At 44.6% G+C, this 24475-nt stretch carries 30 protein-coding genes; 29 read left to right on the plus strand and 1 reads right to left on the minus strand.

Translation table 11 applies throughout. The features are described from left to right. Positions 1–35: 35 nt before the first annotated feature. The 12 genes from ACKTRM_RS00190 (at position 36) to rsmI (ending at position 8934) form a co-directional block, all read left to right on the plus strand. Positions 36–650, plus strand: coding sequence for a 5-bromo-4-chloroindolyl phosphate hydrolysis family protein (locus ACKTRM_RS00190; RefSeq protein WP_011996164.1), 615 nt, complete (start codon positions 36–38; stop codon positions 648–650). Positions 651–665: 15 nt separating this feature from the next. Beyond that, complete coding sequence (locus ACKTRM_RS00195) at positions 666–1784, plus strand: toxic anion resistance protein (RefSeq protein WP_011996165.1); 1119 nt, start codon at positions 666–668, stop codon at positions 1782–1784. A 77-nt stretch (positions 1785–1861) separates the two neighbouring features. Further along, entirely contained in the window at positions 1862–3295 is a 1434-nt protein-coding gene (locus tag ACKTRM_RS00200) for an aminotransferase class I/II-fold pyridoxal phosphate-dependent enzyme (protein ID WP_011996166.1), read from the plus strand. After that, the gene (gene tmk, locus ACKTRM_RS00205) at positions 3292–3930 is read left to right on the plus strand and encodes a dTMP kinase (protein WP_007615155.1); all 639 of its coding nucleotides are present in this window, start codon (positions 3292–3294) and stop codon (positions 3928–3930) included. Before ACKTRM_RS00200 ends, tmk begins: the two co-directional genes overlap by 4 nt. Before the next feature lie 70 nt (positions 3931–4000). Then, complete coding sequence (gene darA, locus ACKTRM_RS00210; protein WP_004264734.1) at positions 4001–4330, plus strand: cyclic di-AMP receptor DarA; 330 nt, start codon at positions 4001–4003, stop codon at positions 4328–4330. Positions 4331–4342: 12 nt separating this feature from the next. Then, entirely contained in the window at positions 4343–4783 is a 441-nt protein-coding gene (locus tag ACKTRM_RS00215; protein WP_011996167.1) for a YaaR family protein, read from the plus strand. A gap of 11 nt (positions 4784–4794) precedes the next feature. Next, positions 4795–5784: a DNA polymerase III subunit delta' gene (gene holB / locus ACKTRM_RS00220; protein WP_007409919.1), complete on the plus strand. Its 990-nt coding sequence runs from the start codon at positions 4795–4797 to the stop codon at positions 5782–5784. A gap of 2 nt (positions 5785–5786) precedes the next feature. Next, the gene (gene ricT, locus ACKTRM_RS00225) at positions 5787–6614 is read left to right on the plus strand and encodes a competence/sporulation regulator complex protein RicT (RefSeq protein ID WP_004264723.1); all 828 of its coding nucleotides are present in this window, start codon (positions 5787–5789) and stop codon (positions 6612–6614) included. 14 nt (positions 6615–6628) lie between these two features. Next, on the plus strand, positions 6629–6988 hold the full coding sequence (gene yabA, locus ACKTRM_RS00230; RefSeq protein ID WP_004264720.1) for a replication initiation-control protein YabA: 360 nt from the start codon (positions 6629–6631) through the stop codon (positions 6986–6988). Between the two features lie 60 nt (positions 6989–7048). After that, positions 7049–7792, plus strand: coding sequence for a tRNA1(Val) (adenine(37)-N6)-methyltransferase (locus ACKTRM_RS00235; protein WP_004264717.1), 744 nt, complete (start codon positions 7049–7051; stop codon positions 7790–7792). Then, positions 7779–8078 (plus strand): GIY-YIG nuclease family protein, encoded by a 300-nt coding sequence (locus tag ACKTRM_RS00240; protein ID WP_007409921.1) that lies wholly within the window; start codon positions 7779–7781, stop codon positions 8076–8078. Before ACKTRM_RS00235 ends, ACKTRM_RS00240 begins: the two co-directional genes overlap by 14 nt. Continuing rightward, a complete protein-coding gene (rsmI, locus tag ACKTRM_RS00245) occupies positions 8053–8934 on the plus strand; it encodes a 16S rRNA (cytidine(1402)-2'-O)-methyltransferase (RefSeq protein WP_011996168.1) in 882 nt (293 codons plus the stop codon). The genes ACKTRM_RS00240 and rsmI overlap by 26 nt, the downstream gene beginning before the upstream one ends. A gap of 49 nt (positions 8935–8983) precedes the next feature. Here the strand turns inward: rsmI and abrB are convergent, their stop codons facing one another. Further along, complete coding sequence (gene abrB, locus ACKTRM_RS00250; RefSeq protein ID WP_169510469.1) at positions 8984–9274, minus strand: transition state genes transcriptional regulator AbrB; 291 nt, start codon at positions 9272–9274, stop codon at positions 8984–8986. Positions 9275–9757: 483 nt separating this feature from the next. Between abrB and metG the strand changes: the two genes are divergently transcribed. The 17 genes from metG to ACKTRM_RS00335 all read left to right on the plus strand — a co-directional run bounded on the left by metG (position 9758) and on the right by ACKTRM_RS00335 (position 24457). Next, positions 9758–11749: a methionine--tRNA ligase gene (gene metG / locus ACKTRM_RS00255; protein ID WP_011996169.1), complete on the plus strand. Its 1992-nt coding sequence runs from the start codon at positions 9758–9760 to the stop codon at positions 11747–11749. Positions 11750–11824: 75 nt separating this feature from the next. After that, a complete protein-coding gene (locus tag ACKTRM_RS00260) occupies positions 11825–12592 on the plus strand; it encodes a TatD family hydrolase (protein WP_041482169.1) in 768 nt (255 codons plus the stop codon). Between the two features lie 134 nt (positions 12593–12726). Next, positions 12727–14052 (plus strand): G5 and 3D domain-containing protein, encoded by a 1326-nt coding sequence (locus ACKTRM_RS00265; RefSeq protein WP_023356663.1) that lies wholly within the window; start codon positions 12727–12729, stop codon positions 14050–14052. A 134-nt stretch (positions 14053–14186) separates the two neighbouring features. Further along, positions 14187–14750, plus strand: a complete 564-nt coding sequence (rnmV, locus tag ACKTRM_RS00270; RefSeq protein WP_004264696.1) for a ribonuclease M5 — start codon at positions 14187–14189, stop codon at positions 14748–14750. Further along, a complete protein-coding gene (rsmA, locus tag ACKTRM_RS00275) occupies positions 14740–15621 on the plus strand; it encodes a 16S rRNA (adenine(1518)-N(6)/adenine(1519)-N(6))-dimethyltransferase RsmA (RefSeq protein ID WP_004264694.1) in 882 nt (293 codons plus the stop codon). The genes rnmV and rsmA overlap by 11 nt, the downstream gene beginning before the upstream one ends. A 172-nt stretch (positions 15622–15793) precedes the next feature. After that, positions 15794–16669 carry a sporulation peptidase YabG gene (gene yabG / locus ACKTRM_RS00280; protein WP_004264691.1) on the plus strand — a complete coding sequence of 292 codons (876 nt, stop codon included), beginning with the start codon at positions 15794–15796 and terminating at the stop codon, positions 16667–16669. A 211-nt stretch (positions 16670–16880) separates the two neighbouring features. Next, positions 16881–17141: a biofilm formation stimulator Veg gene (veg, locus tag ACKTRM_RS00285; protein WP_003218330.1), complete on the plus strand. Its 261-nt coding sequence runs from the start codon at positions 16881–16883 to the stop codon at positions 17139–17141. A gap of 162 nt (positions 17142–17303) precedes the next feature. Then, positions 17304–17492 carry a small, acid-soluble spore protein, alpha/beta type gene (locus tag ACKTRM_RS00290; RefSeq protein ID WP_011996172.1) on the plus strand — a complete coding sequence of 63 codons (189 nt, stop codon included), beginning with the start codon at positions 17304–17306 and terminating at the stop codon, positions 17490–17492. Between the two features lie 143 nt (positions 17493–17635). Continuing rightward, positions 17636–18505, plus strand: a complete 870-nt coding sequence (gene ispE / locus ACKTRM_RS00295) for a 4-(cytidine 5'-diphospho)-2-C-methyl-D-erythritol kinase (RefSeq protein ID WP_007409927.1) — start codon at positions 17636–17638, stop codon at positions 18503–18505. A 55-nt stretch (positions 18506–18560) separates the two neighbouring features. Further along, positions 18561–19418 carry a pur operon repressor gene (gene purR, locus ACKTRM_RS00300; RefSeq protein WP_004264666.1) on the plus strand — a complete coding sequence of 286 codons (858 nt, stop codon included), beginning with the start codon at positions 18561–18563 and terminating at the stop codon, positions 19416–19418. Next, complete coding sequence (gene ridA, locus ACKTRM_RS00305; RefSeq protein WP_004264663.1) at positions 19415–19795, plus strand: 2-iminobutanoate/2-iminopropanoate deaminase; 381 nt, start codon at positions 19415–19417, stop codon at positions 19793–19795. Before purR ends, ridA begins: the two co-directional genes overlap by 4 nt. A 195-nt stretch (positions 19796–19990) precedes the next feature. Continuing rightward, a complete protein-coding gene (spoVG, locus tag ACKTRM_RS00310) occupies positions 19991–20284 on the plus strand; it encodes a septation regulator SpoVG (protein ID WP_004264660.1) in 294 nt (97 codons plus the stop codon). 191 nt (positions 20285–20475) lie between these two features. Then, on the plus strand, positions 20476–21846 hold the full coding sequence (gene glmU, locus ACKTRM_RS00315) for a bifunctional UDP-N-acetylglucosamine diphosphorylase/glucosamine-1-phosphate N-acetyltransferase GlmU (RefSeq protein WP_004264658.1): 1371 nt from the start codon (positions 20476–20478) through the stop codon (positions 21844–21846). 21 nt (positions 21847–21867) lie between these two features. Then, positions 21868–22821 carry a ribose-phosphate diphosphokinase gene (locus tag ACKTRM_RS00320; RefSeq protein ID WP_007409928.1) on the plus strand — a complete coding sequence of 318 codons (954 nt, stop codon included), beginning with the start codon at positions 21868–21870 and terminating at the stop codon, positions 22819–22821. 84 nt (positions 22822–22905) lie between these two features. Next, on the plus strand, positions 22906–23514 hold the full coding sequence (locus ACKTRM_RS00325; protein WP_011996173.1) for a 50S ribosomal protein L25/general stress protein Ctc: 609 nt from the start codon (positions 22906–22908) through the stop codon (positions 23512–23514). Positions 23515–23598: 84 nt separating this feature from the next. Next, positions 23599–24165, plus strand: coding sequence for an aminoacyl-tRNA hydrolase (pth, locus tag ACKTRM_RS00330; protein WP_011996174.1), 567 nt, complete (start codon positions 23599–23601; stop codon positions 24163–24165). Positions 24166–24226: 61 nt separating this feature from the next. Next, positions 24227–24457, plus strand: coding sequence for an anti-sigma-F factor Fin family protein (locus tag ACKTRM_RS00335; protein WP_004264650.1), 231 nt, complete (start codon positions 24227–24229; stop codon positions 24455–24457). Positions 24458–24475 lie beyond the last annotated feature (18 nt).

Here is a 24475-nt window from a genome sequence, read left to right on the forward strand (position 1 = left end):
ACTGATAAAAGTGAATAAATAGGAGTCGATCAAGTATGAAACCGTTTATTCAATATATGAAATGGACGCTTTGCGGCAGCACAGTTTTTGTATTAGCGGGGATAACCTTCTTTACGATAGGGCATCAGCCTTTTCTGTATTCGCTTTTATACGGGGCAGCCAGCGGAGCCGCAGCCAGTGCGGCCGGTCTGTGGAATGCGAAGCGTCTCTTTTTAAAAAAACACCGGCTGACAAGAAAAGAATATGCTTATATCAAGGAAAATCTTGAGGAAGCAAAGGGTAAAATCATCCGATTACGCAGGGCGCTTTTTCGCTCTAAAAGTATACAAATGCTGAAGCAGAATGCAGAGATACTGCGGATAACCCGACGAATATATCTGCTCACAAAGCAGGAGCCGAAGCGTTTTTATCAGGCAGAGCGTTTCTATTATCAAACGCTTGATTCTGTTGTGGAACTGACGGAAAAGTATGCTCTGCTCTCCTCACAGCCGCGAAAAAATAAAGATTTATCAATGTCCTTGAGTGAGACGAGAATGACTCTGGCAGAGCTCTCCAGAAGGCTGGAAGAGGATCTTCATGAACTGATGAAGGAGGACATCGACGACCTGCACTTTGAATTAGATATGGCAAAGCATTCACTGAGAAAATAAGAAAGGAAGAAGGAAATGGCCAAAGACCGTTCCGACGACAGCATGGGCGCCCAAAATGACCAGACCCCTCTAAAGCTTGCAGATACGCTGTCTGAAGAAAAAAGAGAAGCGGCACTTCAGCTCGCTGAAAAACTGGACCCTGAGAACATGCAAAGCATTGTTCTGTTTGGTTCACAGGCGCAGGCGAATCTTCTGGAATTTTCCCACACGATGATAGAGCACGTGCAAAGAAAAGATGCAGGAGAGATGGGACAAATATTGGCTGATCTGATGATGAAGCTTGACCAGGTCAACCCTGATGATCTGCAGATGAAGAACAAAGGGTTTTTCGCCCGGCTGTTTAAAAGGGTGTCCGGTTCTGTGCAGGAAGTGCTTTCGAAATATCAAAAGACAAGTGTGCAGATTGACCGTATCAGCAGAAGGCTGGAACATTCTAAAAATGTGCTGTTGAGTGACAATAAATTGTTAGATCAGCTGTACGCCCAAAATAAACAGTACTTTACTGATTTAACTATGTATATAGCAGCGGGGGAATTAAAATTAGATGAGCTGAAAACAAAGCTGATACCCGAAGCGGCAAGAAAAGCCGAATTACAAGAACACAATCAAATGGCCGCGCAGGAAGTGAATGATCTTCGCCAGTTTGCCGACCGTCTGGATAAGAGGGTGCATGATCTGCTGCTGAGCAGGCAGATTACGCTTCAGAGTGCGCCGCAAATCCGCCTGATTCAAAACACGAATCAGGCACTGGCAGAGAAAATTCAGTCCTCCATTGTTACGGCTATTCCTTTATGGAAGAATCAAGTCGCCATCGCGCTGACGCTTATGAGGCAGCGGAGTGCGGCAGATGTGCAGCAGAAGGCGGCGGATACGACAAATCAATTGCTGCTGAAAAACGCTGAACTTCTGAAAACAAGTACAGTCGAGACTGCGAAAGCCAATGAGCGCGGACTTGTTGAAGCGGAAACCCTCAAAAAAGTGCAGGAAAGCTTAGTCAGCACACTTGAAGAAATCATGTCTATTCAAGAAGAAGGCAGAATGAAACGCAGGCGTGCCGAGGAGGAGCTTGTTATCATGGAAGGCGATTTAAAAAAGAAGCTGCTTGATATGAGGTCCGGCCGGGATAACGGCTAGATGGCAAAAAGTCTTAGCTTTAAGTTGGCTCGCAGGCACGATATAATAAGAAAGACAGGCAAAGGATTTGTTTAAAAATGGAGACACCTTTATATACAGCGCTGATGAAGCATGCGCACCGAAATACGTATTCTTTTCATGTTCCGGGACATCACAATGGAGATGTCTTTTTTGATGAAGCCAAATCTGTATATCAATCTCTTTTATCTATTGATATGACTGAGATCACGGGTCTTGATGACTTGCATCACCCGACGGGGGTCATTAAGGAAGCGCAGGATTTGGTGAGCAGATTTTACGGCTCTCAGGAAAGTTTCTTTCTCGTCAATGGAACGACCGCCGGCAATCTGGCGATGATTTTAGCTGTTTGTGAACCGGGTGAACCCATTCTGATCCAGCGTAATTGTCACAAGTCTGTTTTCCATGCGGCGGCATTGGCCGGAGCCAAGCCGGTTTATTTGGCGCCGGAAATCGATGAAAACATGCATGTGCCGGCACATGTATCCCTTTCAGTCATCGAAAAAGCGCTGGCGTCATATCCGAACGCGAAAGGACTTGTTCTGACCAATCCGACTTACTACGGACACGCCGCCGATTTGACCGCGGCAGTTAACAAAGCCCATTCATACGGCGTTCCTGTACTGGTGGATGAGGCTCATGGGGCTCACTTTGTGTTAGGCCAGCCTTTCCCGCCTTCATCATTGGCTATGGGGGCAGACGCCGTTGTTCAATCGGCTCACAAAACGCTTCCGGCTATGACGATGGGGTCTTACTTTCATTTGAACAGCACCAGAATTGACAGAGATCGATTAACTTATTATGTAAGCAGTTTGCAAAGCAGCAGCCCGTCATACCCGATTATGGCATCTTTAGATACGGCGCGCGCTTATGTGCAGGATATTGCTGAAAAAGGGACACTTCCCGTTCATATGGAGCACATTGAGAAAATCAAACGAAGTTTCGCATCAATTTCTTCTATTGAAATAATCGAGCCTTCCGGATATGGGCTGCGGGCGGACCCGTTAAAATTAATTCTTCGGTCAAAGCTCGGACATTCCGGCTATTCATTACAACGCATTTTGGAGAGTGAAGACATTGTTGCCGAGCTGGCTGACGAGTACCAAGTATTGCTCGTACTGCCGATAGGCGGCCGGCGGATGATAGAACAGGCAACCGTAAGAAACATACAGCAGAAACTGGAGAATACACCGCCCGATAAATTGCCGGATGCCGTGAGATGGACATTTCCGTCCATATCGACACTTGAATACCCGCAAAATGAGATGCGGAAGTTTAAAAAAAAGCCTGCAGATATAAATAAGGCTGCCGGGCGCTTGCATGCGGGGAACATTATTCCTTATCCGCCGGGAATTCCGCTGATCATGGACGGAGAACGGATAACAGAAGAGATCGTACAAAAGCTTTCCCGTTTAATCGGCATGGACACGCATATTCAAGGCTTGTTAAACGGGGAACAATTACTTGTCTATATAGAAGAGGAGAAATCATGAGCGGTTTATTTATAACATTTGAAGGTCCTGAAGGTGCAGGGAAAACGACTGTGCTTCAGGAAATGAAAGAGATTCTGTCGGCAGAGGGGCTCCCGGTGACAGCGACAAGAGAACCGGGCGGCATCGACATTGCAGAACAGATCAGAGAAGTGATCTTAAATAAAAACAATACACTGATGGATGCAAAAACGGAGGCGCTGCTTTACGCCGCGGCGAGAAGACAGCATTTAGCCGAAAAGGTGCAGCCTGCATTGAAAGAAGGGCGCATTGTGCTGTGCGATCGTTTCATCGACAGTTCGCTGGCTTATCAAGGCTATGCGAGAGGGCTCGGCATTGATGAAGTCCTTTCTATCAACCAGTTTGCAATCGGCGATACGATGCCTGATGTCACCATCTATTTTTCTATTGAGCCGGAAGAAGGGTTGAAACGGATTACGTCGAATGATTCAAGAGAGAAGAATCGTCTCGATCTTGAGGCCCTGCACTTTCACACGAAAGTACGGGAAGGATACCAAAAGGTCATGCAGCGTTTTCCGGAAAGATTCCATACAATCGACGCATCGAAAAAGAAGGAACTCGTCATTCAGGACGCACTTCAAGTGATAAATGAAGCATTGAAAAAAATTCAGTTGTGACCTGTTTCTCATAAGTTGCTATAATGAATGTAACGACAATGTTCTTTCCAACCTAAAGGGGGCCTAGAGAATGAAACTAATAGTGGCAGTGGTGCAGGATCAGGACAGCAACAGGCTTTTGAAAGTATTAACCGACCACAACTTCAGGGTGACGAAGCTTGCGACAACAGGCGGATTCCTTAAATCAGGCAATACGACGTTTATGATCGGGGTGGAAGATATCCGTGTCGATAAAGCGCTCAGCCTCATTAAAGAGAATGGCTGTAAACGTGATCAGATGATTGCCCCGGTATCCCCGATGGGCGGGAATGCGGATTCCTACGTTCCATATCCCGTCGAAGTGGAAGTCGGCGGAGCGACGGTCTTTGTCCTCCCGGTCGATGAATTTCATCAATTTTAAGGATTTGACGACGTGAAAATAAATTCTGACTTACGTACATTTATTGAGAAAAAGCAGCAGCCTGCTTATAAAGCGGCAGAGCTTTCCGGAACATTTAAAAGTTCAATGGACAGCCAAAGCAGCAAGCTGAAATTTGATCAGCTGAGCAGGTTCTTAACGGATATAGAAACGTTCGGGAAAAGGCTGACGAAGTCGAGAAACTTCAAAGACTTAGCGAAATTCAAAGGATTGGTAAAACGTTTTGTAAAAGAGGCCGTAGACAGCGGATTATCGCATGAGACGGAGAAAAGCTTTGACCTGTACGGCAGCAGCCGGACTCTGGGGCTTGTGAAAGAAATAGATCAAAAACTGCTTCAGCTGACGGAAGAAATGTTAGATCAGGAAAAACCGGCAATTGATTTGCTGGATCGAATCGGAGAAATAAAAGGTTTATTGATTAACCTTTACACATAGAGAGTGATACAATGGCAATATCATGGAAGGAAATGACCGGGCAGCAGCCCAGAGTGATGCGGCTTTTGCATAACAGCATTGAAAAGAAAAGGCTTTCTCACGCATATCTGTTTGAAGGCAAAAAAGGTACGGGTAAATTGGATGCCGCACTGCTTCTCGCAAAAAGCTTTTTTTGCCTTGAAGACGGGACTGAGCCTTGCGGGGAGTGCCGGAACTGTAAGCGTATTGAATCCGGAAACCATCCCGACCTGCATGTGGTTCAGCCCGACGGATTATCCATTAAAAAGGCTCAGATCCAATCGCTTCAGGAAGAGTTTTCTAAAACAGGACTTGAATCGCATAAAAAGCTGTACATTATATCCCATGCGGATCAAATGACGACAAATGCGGCAAACAGTCTGCTGAAATTTTTAGAGGAGCCGAGTCAAGATACCATCGCAATTCTTATTACTGAGCAGCTCCACCGAATACTGGATACCATCGTTTCGAGATGTCAGGTTCTTCCGTTCCAGCCGCTTCAGCCGAAAGCCATAGAAGAAAGACTGATTGAACAGGAAGTGAGCCCTCACATGGCCCGGCTCTTAGCAAATATGACAAATAATATTGCGGAAGCAGTCGAATTAAGTCGAAATGATGAGTTTGCAGAGTCCAGAGCGAAAGTGATAAAATTGTATGAAGTCTTACATCAGCGGAAAGGGCATGCCTTTTTCTTCATTCAGGATCAGTGGGTGCCCTTTTTCAAAGAAAAAACCCATCAAGAAATGGGTCTTGATATGCTCTTATTGATATACCGTGATGTATTATCCATCCAAATTGGAAATGAAGATAAACTGATTTATCAAGACTTATTCCAATCAATAAAACAGCATGCGCTGCAATTTACACAACAAAGCGTTACGAACCAAATTCTCGCTGTTTTAGAAGCAAAAAAACGGCTTCATTCCAATGTGAATGTGCAGGGATTAATGGAGCACTTGGTGTTAACGTTGCAGGAGGGATAAGCTTGTACAACGTAATAGGCGTCCGCTTTAAAAAAGCGGGGAAAATTTATTATTTTGATCCGAACGGATTTGATATAGAACAAGACAGCTGCGTCATTGTTGAAACCGTAAGAGGTGTCGAATACGGGCAGGTTGTCATCGCAAATAAACAAGTGGACGAGCATGATGTTGTGCTTCCGCTTCGAAAGGTCATACGCGTTGCTGATGAACGCGATCTTCTCATTGTAGAAGAAAACAAACAGGAGGCCCTGTCCGCTTTTGAAGTCTGTCAGAAAAAAGTGGCTGACCACGGCTTAGATATGAAGCTGGTTGATGTTGAGTTTACATTTGACCGCAATAAAGTCATTTTTTACTTTACAGCAGACGGACGGGTTGATTTCAGGGAATTGGTCAAAGACTTGGCTTCTATCTTTAAAACGAGAATCGAATTGCGCCAAATCGGGGTGAGGGACGAGGCGAAAATGCTCGGCGGTATCGGACCATGCGGGAGAATGCTTTGCTGCTCCACGTTCCTCGGTGATTTTGAACCGGTGTCCATCAAAATGGCGAAGGATCAAAATTTATCGTTGAACCCAACGAAGATTTCCGGTCTGTGCGGCCGTTTGATGTGCTGTTTGAAGTACGAAAATGATGAGTATGAGACGGCAAAAGAACAGCTGCCGGATTTAGGCGAAATGATTACGACGGCAAACGGCCCCGCAAAGGTTGTCGGTCTTAATATTCTGGAACGGGTGCTTCAGGTGGAACTGAAGAATCGTGAAAAAGTGATAGAATATACTTGGGAAGAGCTCTTGGAAGAGGGCGTCGTATCCGCACAAACCACAGATTAACGAGGTGTGGAACCTTGGATAAAAAAGAGTTATTTGATACTGTCATAAACCTGGAGGAACAAATCGGTTCGCTGTACCGTCAGCTGGGTGACTTAAAGCAGCATATCGGCGAAATGATTGAAGAGAATCACCATCTTCAGCTTGAAAATAAGCATTTGCGTAAGCGGCTTGATGATACGACAGAGCAAATTGAGAAATTCAAAGCCGATCAGAAAGAAACAAAAACACAGAAGGCAGAGCAGAGTGATATAGGAGAAGGGTACGACAATCTGGCCCGGCTGTATCAAGAAGGCTTTCATATTTGCAACGTCCATTATGGGAGCGTCCGCAAGGGAGATTGCCTTTTTTGTCTGTCCTTCTTAAATAAAAAATAAGGAAAAGGCTTCCGCTGATGTCGGAAGCCTTTTTCAAAGAGTGCCGAAAGGAATAAGATTATGGTTTCATTACGTGATGATGAAAGATTGGATTACTTATTAGCAGAGGATATGAAAATAGTACAGAGTCCGACGGTTTTCGCTTTTTCATTAGATGCCGTGCTGCTGTCTAAGTTTGCATACGTTCCGATTCAAAAGGGAAACATCGTTGATTTATGCACGGGGAACGGCATTGTGCCGCTTTTGCTCAGCACAAGGTCAAAAGCCGATATCACCGGGGTTGAAATTCAGGAACGCTTGTATGATATGGCGCTCCGAAGCGTGGAATACAACGGGCTGGGCGGTCAGATCAGTCTCATTCATGATGATCTGAAAAATATGCCGGAAAGACTCGGACATAATAAATATGATGTTGTCACCTGCAATCCGCCTTATTTTAAAACACCGAAAGAGGCGGAGCAGAACCTGAACGAGCATCTCAGAATCGCAAGGCACGAAATCCTTTGCACGCTTGAAGATGTGATTTCCGTCAGCAGCAAACTGCTGAAGCAAGGCGGAAAAGCGGCTCTCGTTCATCGGCCGGGGAGGCTTTTGGAAATCTTTGAATTAATGAAAGCGTACCGAATAGAACCGAAACGGGTTCAGTTTATTTATCCGAAACAAGGTAAAGAAGCGAATACCATTTTGGTTGAAGGAATTAAAGGCGGCCGCCCTGATCTCAAAATTCTTCCCCCGCTGTTCGTATACAATGAACAAAATGAATATACGAAAGAGATCCGCACGATTTTATATGGAGACAAATAGTCATTTCTTTTATGTGCTGCTGTGCAATGACAACAGTCTGTATGCCGGTTATACAAATGATCTGCAAAAACGGCTGAAAACCCACAATGAGGGAAAGGGCGCGAAGTACACAAGGGCGCGGAGGCCGGTTTCGTTATGCCATGCGGAATCATTTGAAACAAAACGGGAAGCGATGCAGGCGGAATACCGTTTTAAACAGCTGACCCGAAAGAAAAAAGAGCAATATATAGAAGAAAAACGACGCAGCAAGGAGGCTGTATATGTTAAGACGCCAGATGAGTTTTAACGGAAAATCTGAAATGGGAACTCTGTACCTTGTTCCTACACCGATCGGCAATTTGGAGGACATGACCTTTCGTGCAGTAGAGACGCTGAAATCGGCCGATGTCATAGCTGCAGAAGATACGAGACAGACGAAAAAGCTGTGCCATGTTTATGACATAGAAACATCTCTCATCAGCTATCATGAACATAATAAAGAAAGCAGCGGCCATAAAATCATTGAATGGCTGAAAAGCGGAAAGAATGTGGCATTGGTCAGTGATGCCGGCATGCCGACAATTTCCGACCCGGGGGCTGAGATTGTGAGAGATTTCACCCAAATCGGCGGATATGTCGTTCCGCTCCCGGGTGCTAATGCGGCATTAACCGCGCTGACCGCATCAGGCATCACCCCGCAGCCGTTTTTCTTCTACGGATTTTTAAACAGACAGAAAAAAGAAAAGAAGAAAGAACTTGAAATCCTGAAAAAACGGCAGGAAACGATGATATTTTACGAAGCGCCGCACAGATTAAAAGAAACATTAACAGCAATGCATGACGTTTTGGGTAATCGAACCATCGCCGTCACGAGAGAATTAACGAAAAAGTACGAGGAATTCATCAGAGGAACCATCGCCGAGGTGATGGAATGGGCAAATGAAGATCAAATCCGCGGTGAGTTCTGTCTCGTCGTCGAAGGAAATCAAACCGCTGAACCGGATGAAGAGGAAAAGCCTTGGTGGACGGAGCTTTCTGAGAAAGAGCATGTGGAGCATTACATAAACGAAGGAGCATCTTCCAAACAGGCCATAAAACAAACAGCGGTAGATCGGGGCGTTCCGAAACGCGAGATTTATGATGCTTATCACATTCAATCATAAAAAAAACCGTTCTTGTATCGTAACAAGAACGGTTTTTGTATGAAATAGCTTATTTTTGGTTTTGAAGCTGGTTTTGAATTTCAGAGATGATTTGCTCAGCGCCTTCTTTGCTGAGTACCAATTTGCCGCCGGCAAGTTTAAGGTTATCATCAGAAACTTCACCAGTTACTTGGCAAGTCATGTTTGGTTTATATTTTTTAAGGATGATTTTTTCATCATCAACATAAATTTCAAGAGCGTCTTTTTCTGCGATGCCCAGTGTACGGCGAAGTTCGATAGGGATAACGACGCGTCCAAGTTCATCAACTTTACGTACGATACCAGTAGATTTCATTAACAGTCTCCTCCCGAGAGATAATTATTTTGTAGTTTATATTTTTCTTCGTCATTATTCGACAAAATTCCTTACATTCCTAGCATAACAAGGTTTCCAATAATCGTCAATCTTTTTGTTTACTATTGATTGTAAGAATTAGTTCTTATAGTAAGTAAAGCCTTGGAAATCCTGAAATAACAGGCTTTTTGACTGCTTTTTCGAACCTATTATCCTACTGAAAATCCTTTTAAATCAAGACTTTCGAACCAAGATGTTTTATATTAGTAGATTATATACGACAAATTTCGACATGTTAAGACTTTTTTTAATTTCAATAAAAATTTTTAATTTTATTTACTCTTTTACGCGCAGTACGTATATATCCTTGATCTTAAAGGCTAAGATGGTATCATAGATAGAGGACAAATATCAATATTGTATATCAAATAAAACCGCTCTCGTCCTTTGGGCGTGAGCTTTTCGACATTCTGAATGGGAGGTTGCAACATGCCGCAAGACAATAATACTTTTTATATTACAACCCCGATATATTATCCGAGCGGAAAATTACATATCGGCCATGCTTATACTACCGTGGCCGGCGATGCGATGGCGCGTTACAAAAGATTAAAAGGATTTGACGTACGCTACTTAACCGGAACGGATGAGCACGGACAGAAAATCCAGCAGAAAGCGGAGGAAGAGAATATCACGCCTCAAGCTTATGTAGATCGTGCAGTTGCTGAAATCCAAAAACTATGGAAGCAGCTCGACATTTCTCACGATGATTTCATCCGGACGACGGAAAGCCGGCACAAAGAAATTATCGAGAAAGTGTTTCAAAAACTTCTTGATAATGGTGACATTTACCTGGATGAGTATGAGGGCTGGTACAGCATCCCTGATGAAACATTCTATACGGAAACACAGCTGGTGGATGTGGAAAGAAATGAGAAGGGTGAGGTTGTCGGCGGAAAAAGCCCGGACAGCGGCCATCCGGTCGAATTAATCAAAGAGGAGTCATACTTCTTCCGCATGAGCAAATACGCAGACCGCCTGCTGAAGTTTTATGAGGAAAATCCTTCTTTCATCCAGCCTGAATCACGCAAAAATGAAATGATTAACAACTTCATTAAACCGGGGCTTGAAGATTTGGCCGTTTCCAGAACGACGTTCGACTGGGGCGTAAAAGTGCCGGGAAATCCGAAGCATGTCGTGTATGTATGGATTGACGCACTGTTCAACTATATAACAGCGCTCGGTTACGATACGGAAAATGATGAGCTTTACAAAAAGTACTGGCCGGCTGACGTCCATCTTGTCGGTAAAGAAATTGTCCGTTTTCATACCATTTACTGGCCGATTATGCTGATGGCGCTTGATCTCCCGCTGCCTAAGCAAGTCTTCGCGCATGGCTGGTTATTGATGAAAGACGGAAAAATGTCGAAATCAAAAGGAAATGTTGTTGATCCGGTAACGTTAATTGAACGCTACGGCTTGGATGAACTTCGCTATTACCTGCTTCGCGAAGTACCGTTCGGTTCAGACGGTGTCTTTACGCCGGAAGGTTTCGTAGAACGGATTAATTATGACTTGGCGAACGACTTAGGAAACCTTCTGAATCGTACAGTCGCAATGATCCAAAAATATTTTGACGGCGAGATTGGTTCATATGAAGGAAATGTGACCGATTTTGATTCAGAGCTTTCTTCTGTAGCCGGTGAAACGGTTAAAGCTTATGAAAAGGCAATGGAAAACATGGAGTTTTCAGTCGCTTTATCAACGCTATGGCAATTAATCAGCCGTACGAACAAGTATATTGATGAAACTGCTCCGTGGGTGCTTGCTAAAGATCAGGAAAAAGAAAAAGAATTACGTTCTGTCATGTATCATTTAGCTGAATCTTTACGTATCTCAGCCGTATTGCTCCAGCCTTTCTTGACACAAACGCCTGAAAAAATGTTTGCCCAGCTCGGAGTTGAGGATCAGTCTCTTAAAGCATGGGACAGCATTCAGACATTCGGCCAATTGAAGAACGCGAAAGTGAAAAAAGGGGAACCGCTTTTCCCTCGTCTTGAAGCTGAAGAGGAAGTAGCTTACATCAAGCAAAAAATGCAAGGAACTGCTCCTGCTAAAGAAGAAAAGGCGGAAGAGCCGCAAGAAGCAGAGCGTCTTCCTGAAATTACGTTTGATCAATTTATGGATACAGAACTTCGCGTCGCAGAAGTCTTGTCCGCAGAGCCGGTGAAAAAAGCAGATCGGCTGCTGAAATTGCAAATTGATCTGGGCTTTGAACAGCGCCAAGTTGTATCAGGTATCGCGAAGCATTACACACCGGATCAGCTTGTGGGAATGAAGATCATTTGTGTAACGAATCTAAAACCGGTAAAACTGAGAGGCGAGCTTTCTCAAGGAATGATACTGGCAGGAGAATCGGACGGCGTACTTAAAGTTGTAGCTGTCGACCAGTCATTACCGAAAGGCACTCGAATTAAATAATAGATGCAAAAGGTGTTTCACGTGTAACATTCCGTCGAACACCTTTTGTTTTTCAACAAGAAAGGAGTTTTTATGATGCTTTTTGATACACATGCGCACTTAAATGCCGAGCAATTTGACACAGACTTAGAGGAAGTCATTGCGCGTGCAAAGGCTGAAGAAGTTGAACGAATCGTCGTTGTCGGCTTCGACAAACCCACTATCACGCGTGCGATGGAGCTGATTGAGGAATATGACTTTATATACGCTGCGATCGGCTGGCATCCGGTAGACGCAATTGACATGACAGAGGAAGATTTATCATGGATTAAGGAACTGTCCTCTCACGAAAAAGTCGTGGCAATCGGAGAGATGGGCCTTGATTACCACTGGGATAAATCACCAAAAGACGTTCAGAAAGAAGTATTCCGGAAACAAATCGCTCTCGCCAAAGAAGTGAACCTTCCAATTATCATTCATAATCGTGATGCAACGGAAGATGTTGTCACGATTTTGAAAGAAGAGGGAGCGGAAGAAGTCGGCGGTATTATGCACTGCTTTACAGGGAGCGCGGAGGTTGCGCGGCAGTGTATGGATATGAATTTTTATATTTCATTCGGCGGACCGGTTACCTTCAAAAATGCGAAGAAACCAAAAGAAGTAGCAAAGGAAATTCCGAATGACCGTTTGCTGATTGAAACGGACTGCCCTTTCCTGACACCGCATCCTTTCCGCGGCAAACGAAATGAGCCAAGCTATGTAAAATATGTTGCTGAACAGCTCGCTGAATTAAAAGGGCTGACATATGAAGAAATTGCCTCAATTACAACCGAAAACGCAAAAAGACTTTTCTGCATGAACTGACAGAATGCGCTGTCGTAACGTGTAAAGGCTTGTCCGATTCAGTGGATATGTAAAACGGTTCTACAAGCTTCCTTCTCCTCATAAGATAGGTTGTCGATATGTCTCTCTTCCTTTTTTTGCTTTGTTTTTGCATAATGAGGGATACGCTGAAGGTTTTTCATCTTCGAGATGGGAGGGTTGACAGCATTTTAGATACTCTATATAATCTCTCCGAGGAGAAGGAGGCGTTTTTCATCACACAAAAAATGAAAAAACTGTTTTCCGTAAAGCTTGGTAAAAGCAAGGTTATTCTTATTGCAGCTATTATTCTGCTGGGCGGAACCGGGACTGCATACGGGGCACATGAGCTCTCAAAACAATCAGTTTCTGTTTCTATCAACGGCAAGAAAAAGCAAATACGCACTCATGCAAAAACGGTTGGGGAACTTCTGGAAGATTTACATATAGAGACGAGAAATGAAGACCGGATTACCCCGTCTAAGCAGACAGCATTGGCAGACAACATGAATGTCGTGTATGAAGCTGCAAAGCAGATCCGTGTGACAAGAGGCGGAGAAGAAAAGACTTTATGGTCAACGGCAAAAACAGTCGGCGCATTTCTGAACGAACAGCATACACCTGTGAATCAGCACGATAAAATAGATCCAGCAGCAGATACGAAAGTGACAAACGGCATGAAAGTCACGGTCGACCCGGCTTTTCAGGTCACTGTAAATGATGCGGGAAAGAAAAAGAAAATATGGACGACTTCGACTACGGTCGCTGACTTTTTAACGCAGCATAAGATGGACATGAAAGACGAAGATAAAGTAAAACCGGCATTACACGAAAAGCTCACAAAAAATCAGGCCGGCATACAAATCACTCGTATCGAAAAAGTCACCGATGTAGTTGAGGAAAAAATAGCGTATCAAGTGAAAGAAAAAGAAGATGCGTCTCTCGACAGCGGGAAAGAAAAGATCGTTCAAAAAGGAAAAGAAGGCAAACTTAAAAAGCATTTTCATGTTGTCAAAGAAAATGGAAAAGAAGTTTCAAGAAAGCTTGTTAAAGAAGAAACATCTGAAAAAAGCAAAGATCAGATCATTGCGGTCGGCACAAAGCGGCACAGTCCCAAGATTGAGCAGCTCAGTGCACCTGTGAAGGCATCTTCGGGCGAAACCGGATCTTCCGGTAAAGTGATTACCGTGTCTTCCACGGCTTATACCGCAAGCTGCAGCGGCTGTTCCGGCCATACGGCTACAGGCGTTAACCTGACAAGCAATCCGAATGCTAAAGTCATTGCGGTAGACCCAAGCGTCATTCCGCTCGGCACAAGAGTCCACGTAGACGGATACGGGGATGCCGTGGCCGCTGATACAGGCTCAGCCATTAAAGGAAGACGGATTGATGTCTTTTTCCCTGAAAAATCTTCGGCTTACCGCTGGGGAAAGAAACAGGTCAAAATAAAAATCTTAAATTAATTCCGATTCACTCAGAGGGTTTTGCGCCCTCTGTTTTTTTCGTTATAATAGGTAAAGTGTATTTTCAGTATATTAGACGTGACATGTAAGCAAAGGTTTCGTTTTGGATATAAAAAGTTTTTTTGGAGGAAGTAATGAAAATTAAAGAAATTATTGTAGTCGAGGGACGCGATGACACTGCGCGCATAAAACTTGCCGTTGATGCGGATACGATCGAGACAAACGGTTCCGCAATCGGAGATGAAGTCATCAGACAGATTCGGCTGGCGCAGGAAACGAGAGGGGTCATCGTGCTGACGGACCCGGATTTTCCGGGGGAAAAGATCCGGAAAACCATTTCTGAAGCAGTACCCGGCTGTAAACACGCATTTCTGCCCAAACATCTTGCCAAACCGAAAAACAAGCGCGGCATTGGCGTTGAGCACGCATCCATTGAAAGCATCAGAGCATGTCTGGAAAATGTGCATGAAGAGATGGAGGCAAAGCCGAGTGAGATTTCAGCTGAAGATGTCATACAGGCCGGTCTGATCGGCGGACCGGCTGCCAAAAGACGCCGCGAACGATTGGGCGACCTGCTGAAGATCGGCTATACAAACGGCAAGCAGCTTCAAAAACGGCTGCAAATGTTTCAAATCAAAAGAAGTGATTTTATTGATGCGCTCGATGCTATGAGGCAGGAGGAACAGGATGAACAATAAAGATATCGCGACACCTATCAGAACGAAGGAAATTCTGAAAAAGTACGGTTTCTCTTTTAAAAAGAGTCTGGGACAGAATTTCTTAATTGATACAAATATATTGGACAGAATTGTGGACCATGCGGAAATTACGGATCGGACCGGAGTCATTGAAATCGGGCCCGGAATCGGCGCGCTGACAGAGCAGCTTGCCAAACGGGCGAAAAAGGTCGTCGCGTTTGAAATTGATCAGCGCCTGCTGCCCATTCTCAATGATACGCTGTCTCCATATGACAATGTAACGATCATTCATCAAGATGTGCTGAAAGCAGACGTTAAATCTGTCATTGAAGAGCAGTTTCAGGATTGTGATGAAATTATGGTGACGGCGAATCTCCCATATTATGTGACGACGCCGATCATCATGAAGCTTTTGGAAGAACATCTTCCGTTAAAAGGAATTGTCGTGATGCTGCAAAAAGAGGTCGCTGAGCGGATGGCCGCTGATCCTTCCTCTAAGGAGTACGGATCGCTTTCCATTGCGGTTCAGTTCTATACGGAGGCCAAAACCGTCATGACCGTCCCGAAAACGGTGTTTGTGCCTCAGCCTAATGTCGATTCTGCCGTCATCCGTCTCTTGCTTCGTGACGGCCCGGCGGTTGACGTCGATAATGAACCGTTTTTCTTCCAGCTGATTAAAGCAAGCTTCGCACAGCGCCGGAAAACCTTGCTTAACAACCTTGTGAACAATCTTCCGGGCGGAAAAGAGAAAAAAGCTCAAATTGAAGAAGTTCTTCAAGAAACGAATATTGACGGAAAGCGGCGCGGTGAATCCCTGTCCATAGAAGAATTCGCGCTCCTGTCCAACGGATTGCATAAAGCCCTTTTCTAAGAGGGCTTTTTGTTTTGCGTCACCACTTGGACTGCCGCTACATAGGCTAGAGGAGAACCTTATTCATTCAACTGCAAGAAAAGCTTGAAACATCAAGCGCCGCAGCGGAAAGAGGTGTATTTGCCAAGACTTCTTTCATGATGAGGCTTAGTCTATTTGTGGAGTGGGTAACGTGCAATTTCAAATAGGAGATATGGTAGCCAGGAAATCCTATCAAATGGATGTTTTATTTCGCATTATCGGTATAGAGCAAACAAGCAACGGAAATTCAATTGCCATCCTGCATGGTGACGAAGTCAGATTGATTGCGGATGCTGATTTTTCTGATTTGGAGCCTGTCAGAAAAGACGAACAGGCCATGAGAAAGAAAAGAGATGAAAGCAGGATGAATGAATCTCTCGAGCTGCTCCGCCAGGATTATAAGCTGCTTCGGGAAAAACAGGAATATTATGCGACAAATCAATATCAGCATCAGGAGCACTACTTTCATATGCCCGGAAAGGTATTGCATCTGGACGGCGATGAGGCCTATTTGAAAAAGTGCCTGAACTTTTATGAAAAAATCGGTGTGCCGGTATACGGAATTCATTGCCATGAGAAAAAAATGCCGGCATCAATTGACGAGCTGCTTGATAAATACAGGCCGGATATTTTAGTCATCACCGGCCATGATGCATATTCCAAGCATAAGGGAGGCGTGAACGATTTAAGCGCCTACAGGCATTCCAAACACTTTGTCGAAACCGTTCAAAGAGCGAGGCGTAAAGTACCTCATTTGGATCAGCTGGTCATATTCGCGGGGGCGTGCCAATCTCATTTCGAGTCTTTAATCAGAGCGGGCGCGAATTTCGCAAGTTCGCCGTCACGCGTCAATATCCACGCGCTTGACCCGGTATATATTGTCGCGAAAATCAGCTTCACCCCGTTTATGGAGCGGATCAATGTATGGGATGTCCTGAGAAATACGCTGACGAGAGAGAAAGGGCTGGGAGGAATTGAAACGAAGGGTGTGCTGCGTGTCGGTATGCCGTATAAATCAAATGGATGAGTGATAAAACCCGCATATATTTCGCTATGCGGGTTAATTATTTTACAAATTGATACATAAATTTCCGGAACTTGTGAAAAATAACGCAGAAATCAATAGAATTTTGTCAAAATAATTTTGTTGACAATGACTTATTAACGTTGATATAATTTAAATTTTATTTGACAAAATTGGGCTCTTGTTGTACAATAAATGTAGTGAGGTGGATGCAATGGCGAAGACGTTGTCCGATATAAAAAGATCGCTTGATGGGAATTTAGGTAAACGGCTTACGTTAAAAGCAAACGGCGGCCGCCGAAAAACGATTGAGCGTTCGGGCATTTTAGCTGAGACGTACCCTTCTGTTTTTGTGATACAACTAGATCAAGACGAGAATTCGTTTGAAAGAGTTTCATACAGTTATGCTGATATTCTGACTGAGACTGTTGAATTGACATTCAATGACGATGCGGCAAGCTCAGTAGCATTTTAATGGGCAGTGAACCTTTTGTTTACTGCTTTTTGTTTTGCCTTCTAAAGCTCTTCTAATTATTCCCTCGAAAGTTTCAGCCGATTAAACGGAAGCTATAAGTGTCACATGTTTTATCGTGGCGTGCACGAATGGTGATCAATTCTATAAAAGGGGTTGTTTCGTTTGGGCAGACGTCGTGGAGTTATGTCAGATGAGTTCAAATATGAGCTGGCGAAGGACCTTGGTTTTTACGATACGGTGAAAAACGAGGGCTGGGGAGGCATTCGGGCGCGTGACGCCGGGAATATGGTAAAACGCGCGATTGAGATTGCCGAACAGCAGATGGCGGCTCAGAACCAAAATAACCGATAATGCAGTGGCCCGGGGGACAATCCGTTCCCCGGTTTTTTCTATCGGCTGTCAAAACCGGCGTCAATTTCGGATAAGTACCTCCGGGTCTCCAAATGTGATACAATGTTCATACTTATGTTTAGATGGAGAAGTAGGTGAAAGCTATGCGTATTTTAGAAAAAGCGCCGGCCAAAATCAATCTGTCCCTCGATGTGACAAGTAAACGCCCGGATGGTTATCACGAAGTGGAGATGATCATGACGACAATTGATTTGGCAGATCGGATTGAACTGACAGAACTGCCCGAAAACGTTATCAGAGTGGCGTCGCATAATCGCTTTGTTCCGGATGATCAAAGGAATCTGGCTTATCAGGCAGCCAAACTGCTTAAAGAACGATTTCAAGTCAAAAAAGGCGTTTCCATTATGATTACAAAAGTGATCCCTGTAGCGGCAGGGCTTGCCGGCGGAAGCAGCGATGCGGCAGCCACGCTCAGAGGGCTGAACAGGCTTTGGGATTTAAAGCTTTCTGTCGAAGAGCTCGCGGAGCTTGGAGCTGAAATCGGTTCAGACGTGTCCTTCTGTGTATACGGAGGCACTGCCCTGGCAACCGGACGCGGTGAGAAGATCAGGCACATCAGTGCTCCGCCTCATTGCTGGGTCGTGCTTGCCAAACCGACGATCGGGGTATCAACTGCCGAAGTGTACCGCCGGCTGAACTTACAGCAGGTTCGGCATCCTGATGTGCAGGCGATGATTGACGCGATTGAAGAAAAAAGCTTCCAAAAGGTATGCGGACAATTAGGAAACGTATTGGAGTCAGTTACGCTCAGCCTCCATCCCGAGGTGGCGATGATTAAAAATCAAATGAAACGCTTCGGCGCTGATGCGGTGTTAATGAGCGGAAGCGGACCGACTGTATTCGGTTTGGTTCAATACGAATCGAAGGTGCAGCGGATTTATAACGGGTTAAGAGGTTTCTGTGATCAAGTGTACGCGGTGCGGATGATCGGCGAACAGAATGCTCTTGATTAAATCCGTATGTTAAGTTATATTATTTTTAAATTATTCGGATTTTGGGGGTAAGTTCATGAAGTTTCGTCGCAGCGGCAGATTGGTGGACTTAACAAATTATTTGTTAACCCATCCGCATGAATTAATACCGTTAACGTTTTTCTCAGAACGGTATCAATCAGCAAAGTCATCAATCAGTGAAGATTTAACGATTATTAAACAGACCTTTGAACAGCAAGGCATTGGGACGCTGCTTACAGTGCCGGGAGCTGCCGGAGGCGTCAAATACATTCCGAAAGTGAAACAGGCTGAAGCAGAAGCCTTTATACAGGAGCTGGGACAGTCTTTAGTAAATCCTGAGCGTATCCTTCCGGGCGGTTATGTATATTTAACGGATATCTTAGGAAAACCATCTGTCCTCTCTCATGTAGGCAGGCTTTTTGCTTCCGTTTTTGCGGAGCGGGAGATTGATGTGGTGATGACCGTTGCGACAAAAGGAATCCCTCTTGCTTACGCAGCGGCCAGTTATCTGAACGTTCCGGTTGTCATCGTGCGAAAAGACAATAAGGTGACGGAAGGCTCCACGGTGAGCATCAATTATGTATCAGGGTCGTCTAACCGCATTCAAACGATGTCGCTTGCGAAAAGAAGTTTGGCTACGGGTTCGAACGTTTTGATTATTGACGATTTTATGAAAGCCGGCGGCACCATTAACGGCATGATCAGCCTGCTTGATGAGTTTAACGCAAACGTTGCGGGAATAGGCGTCTTGGTTGAAGCCGAGGGAGTGAATGAACGGCTTGTCGATGAATACATGTCACTGCTCACGCTTTCAACCATCAATATGAAAGACAAAACGATTGAGATTCAAAACGGCAATTTTCTGCGATTTTTTAAAGAACAGCATTTAAAGAATGGGGAGACAGAAAAATGACAAAAGCAATCCATACAAAACACGCGCCGGCAGCGATCGGGCCATATTCACAGGGAATCATCGTAAACAACATGTTTTACAGCTCAGGCCAGATTCCTCTTACTGCTGAAGGAGAAATGGTAAACGGTGATATCACAGAACAAACGCATCAGGTGTTCAGCAATTTAAAAGCTGTGCTGAAAGAAGCGGGCGCTTCTCTCGAGACGGTTGTCAAAGCAACGGTGTTTATTGCTGATATGGAGCAGTTTGCGGAAGTGAATGAAGTGTACGGACAATACTTTGATGTACATAAGCCGGCAAGGTCTTGTGTGGAAGTGGCGAGACTGCCGAAAGACGCTCTCGTGGAAATTGAAGTCATTGCGCTGGTGAAATCTTAAATCTCAGAAAAGTGGTTCCGGTATTCGGGATCACTTTTTTTATGCAGTATATGATCCCCAAATATGGTTTATCACCTAATTGTGTATGTATATCCTATATTTTCAAAAAAACTTTTTGAAACGTGCAGGAATTTAAAAAGAATCGTGGAATTGTTAGACTAATGCTTTTATATAGGGAAAAGGTGGTGAACTACTGTGGAAGTTACTGACGTAAGATTACGCCGCGTGAATACCGATGGTCGCATGAGAGCGATTGCATCCATCACGCTGGATCACGAATTTGTTGTACATGATATTCGTGTGATTGATGGAAACAATGGTCTTTTCGTTGCGATGCCGAGTAAACGCACCCCTGATGGAGAATTCCGCGATATTGCTCATCCTATTAATTCCAGCACGCGGGGCAAGATCCAGGATGCTGTTTTAAATGAGTATCATCGTTTGGGTGATTCTGAAGCATTAGAATATGAAGAAGCCGGGGCTTCTTAAACATAACAAAATGTAAGGACTGCTGATAAAGGCTGACACAAGGCCTTTTCCGGCAGTCCTTTTTTAAATCTGATTTTTCAGTAATAAAGCGATTACATAGAAAATTCTTGCACTTTTTGATGTCTTCTTGAAATCAACAGCTATTTAGGATATATTTTTCTATGGATAAAAGGGATATTGGAGGCCATTAAATGGATAAGCGGTTTGCAGTGATTTTAGCTGCCGGAAAAGGAACGAGAATGAAATCGAAGCTTTACAAGGTCCTTCATCCGGTATGCGGAAAGCCTATGGTAGAGCACGTCGCAGACGAAGCTCTGAAATTATCTTTAGCGAAGCTTGTCACCATCGTAGGACACGGCGCCGAAGATGTGAAGAAGCAGCTCGGACAGAAAAGCGATTACGCTCTCCAAGCAGAACAGCTCGGTACGGCTCATGCGGTCAAACAGGCAAAACCATTTCTTCACGGAGAAAAGGGTGTCACGATCGTTATTTGCGGCGATACACCGCTTCTGACGGCGGAGACGATGGAAGCCATGCTGAATGAACATACAGACAAAGGTGCAAAAGCCACGGTGTTAACGGCCGTTGCCGACGATCCCGCCGGATACGGAAGAATCATCCGCAGTGAAGACGGCGCCGTTCAAAAAATCGTGGAGCACAAGGATGCTTCGGAGCAAGAACGTCTTGTGAAAGAAATTAACACGGGAACGTACTGTTTTGATAACGAGGCTCTTTTTCGTGTCATCGAACAGGTTTCGAATGAAAATGCCCAAGGCGAGTATTATCTGCCGGATGTGATCGAAATCCTCAAAGACGAAGGCGAAACTGTTGCCGCTTACCAGACTGGTAACTTCCAAGAGACGCTCGGAGTGAATGATAGAGTCGCTCTTTCTCAGGCTGAAATGTATATGAAAGAGCGTATTAACAAACGGCATATGCAGAACGGAGTCACTTTAATCGATCCGATGAATACGTACATCTCACCTGACGCACGTATCGGACAAGATACAGTTATTTATCCCGGAACTGTGTTAAAGGGACAAGCTGAAATCGGCGATGAATGTGTCATCGGCCCCCACACTGAGATAGAGGACAGCTCAATCGGCAGCCGCACTGTGATTAAACAATCCGTTGTCAATCGCAGCAAAGTTGGGAATGATGTAAATATCGGTCCTTTTGCTCACATCAGACCCGATTCCGCAATCGGCAATGAAGTGAAGATCGGAAACTTTGTTGAAATCAAGAAAACACAATTCGGCGACCGGAGCAAAGCATCTCATTTAAGCTATATCGGTGATGCCGAAGTGGGCACGGATGTGAATCTGGGCTGCGGCTCCATCACGGTCAATTATGATGGGAAGAAAAAGTATTTAACCAAAATTGAAGACGGCGCCTTTATTGGCTGCAACTCCAATCTGGTCGCTCCTGTTACAGTGGGAGAAGGCGCGTACGTCGCTGCGGGTTCAACCGTAACTGAAGATGTGCCGGGCGAAGCGCTTGCCATTGCCAGAGCAAGACAAGTAAATAAAGAAGATTATGTGAAAAACATTCATAAAAAATAATCCTAAAATCGGAGGTTTACCATGTCTAACGAATACGGAGATAAGAATTTAAAGATTTTTTCTTTGAATTCAAATCCAGAACTTGCAAAAGAAATCGCGGATAATGTAGGGGTTCAATTAGGAAAGTGCTCTGTTACAAGATTCAGTGACGGAGAGGTCCAGATCAACATAGAAGAAAGTATTCGCGGCTGTGATTGCTATATCATTCAGTCTACAAGTGCGCCGGTCAACGAGCACATCATGGAATTGCTGATTATGGTTGACGCTTTAAAGCGCGCTTCCGCGAAAACAATCAACATTGTCATTCCGTACTACGGTTATGCGCGCCAGGACAGAAAAGCAAGATCACGTGAACCGATTACGGCAAAACTTTTTGCAAACCTGCTTGAAACAGCGGGTGCGACACGCGTGATCGCGCTTGATTTACACGCGCCGCAAATTCAAGGTTTCTTTGATATTCCGATTGACCACTTAATGGGTGTTCCGATTTTAGGCCATTACTTTGAAGGTAAAGACTTGAAAGATATCGTTATTGTTTCTCCTGACCACGGCGGTGTGACGCGCGCCCGCAAACTTGCGGACCGTCTGAAAGCGCCGATCGCGATTATCGACAAACGCCGTCCTAGACCGAATGAGGTAGAAGTGATGAACATCGTCGGTAACGTGGAAGGTAAAACAGCGATTCTGATCGATGATATTATTGATACGGCCGGCACAATCACACTTGCCGCTAACGCGCTGGTTGAAAACGGAGCTGCAGAAGTGTATGCATGCTGTACGCACCCTGTACTGTCAGGCCCTGCCGTTGAGCGGATCAATAACTCTAAAATCAAGGAGCTTGTCGTAACGAACAGCATTAAACTTCCTGATGAGAAAAAAATCGAACGCTTTAAGCAGCTTTCTGTCGGACCGCTTCTGGCTGAAGCGATTATCCGCGTTCACGAGAAACAATCTGTCAGCTATTTATTCAGCTAAACCGAAATTTTAAGGTTTAAATCCCAGTTATTGTGGGTATTGTTCTAATAGGACGATAAAACGATAATTAGGATGGTGCTGAATATGGCAACTTTAAAAGCAAATGAAAGAACAGATTTTAAACGTTCGACGCTTCGGAAAATCCGTCATTCAGGACATGTTCCAGGGATTATATACGGTAAAGAAATAACGAATACGCCTGTCTCTTTAGACAGTGTCGAATTGCTTAAAACATTGCGGGACGAAGGAAAAAACACGATTATCACAATTGATGTCAACGGAAATCAGCAATCGGTTATGGTGACTGATCTTCAGACAGACCCGCTCAAAAACGAATTGACGCACGCCGATTTTCAAGTCGTGAATATGAGTGAGGAGCTGGAGGCCGAGGTGCCGATTCAGCTGACGGGAGAGGCGAAGGGAGTCAAAGACGGAGGCGTCATCCAGCAGCCGCTGCATGAGCTTTCGATTAAGGCTAAGCCGAAGGACATCCCTCAGACAATCAATGTTGATATTTCCGGGCTTGAAATGAATGATGTGCTGACCATCGCAGATCTGACTGCTGACGGCAATTATACATTTACAAACGATCCGGAAGAAGTCGTGGCTTCCATCCTTCCTCCTAAGCAGGAAGCATTCGAAGAAGATGCAGAACCGTCTCCTGGGGAAGAGCCCGAAGGAGAAAATCAATAAGCGCTTTAAGACGTAACCCGCCCGAGGTTACGTCTTTTGTGCTAGAATGAGAAGAATTACAGCGATGTTGAGGGAGGATTTACGATGCTTGTGATTGCCGGTCTGGGTAACCCGGGAAAAACCTACGAGAACACGAGACATAATGTCGGCTTTATGGCCATTGACGAGCTTTCTAAAGAATGGAATATTGAATTGAATAAAACGAAATTCAACGGACTTTACGGAATGGGGTTTGTTTCCGGAAAAAAAGTTCTACTTGTTAAACCGCTTACATATATGAATTTATCAGGGGAATGTTTGCGGCCGATACTGGATTATTATGATGCCGATCATGAAGATCTGAAAGTCATATACGATGACCTTGATCTTCCGACGGGGAAAATCAGGCTCCGGACGAAAGGGAGCGCAGGCGGACATAACGGAATTAAATCGCTTATACAGCACCTCGGAACCCCTGAATTTGACCGGGTCAGAATCGGAATCGGCCGCCCCGTCAACGGAATGAAAGTCGTTGACTATGTACTGGGAGCTTTTACGAAGGAAGAAGCGCCGCATATCAATGATGCCGTCTCAAAAACCGTAAAAGCCTGCGAAGCTTCCTTAACGAAACCATTTTTAGAAGTCATGAACGAATTTAATGCAAATGTATAAGATAAATAATGGGAGACCATACTAGGGAAAAATGATTTTTTCACATCAGGAGGTCCAACGTATGGCTTTGCATTATTTCTGCCGCCACTGCGGCTTTAAGGTAGGGAGCCTGGAATATTCGACGGTGCCGACACAGTCACTTGGATTTCAGCACTTAACAAATGAGGAAAGAAACGATATGATTTCATATAAAGACAATGGAGATGTCCATGTTCTTACAATTTGTGAAGACTGCCAAGAGGCGCTGGAGCGCAATCCGCACTACCATGAACACAACACATTTATTCAATAAGAAGCTTTGGTGTAGATT

Origin of the sequence: Bacillus sp. D7-8 (genome assembly GCF_052055895.1) — a bacterium.
GTDB classification, from domain to species: Bacteria; Bacillota; Bacilli; order Bacillales; family Bacillaceae; genus Bacillus; species Bacillus velezensis.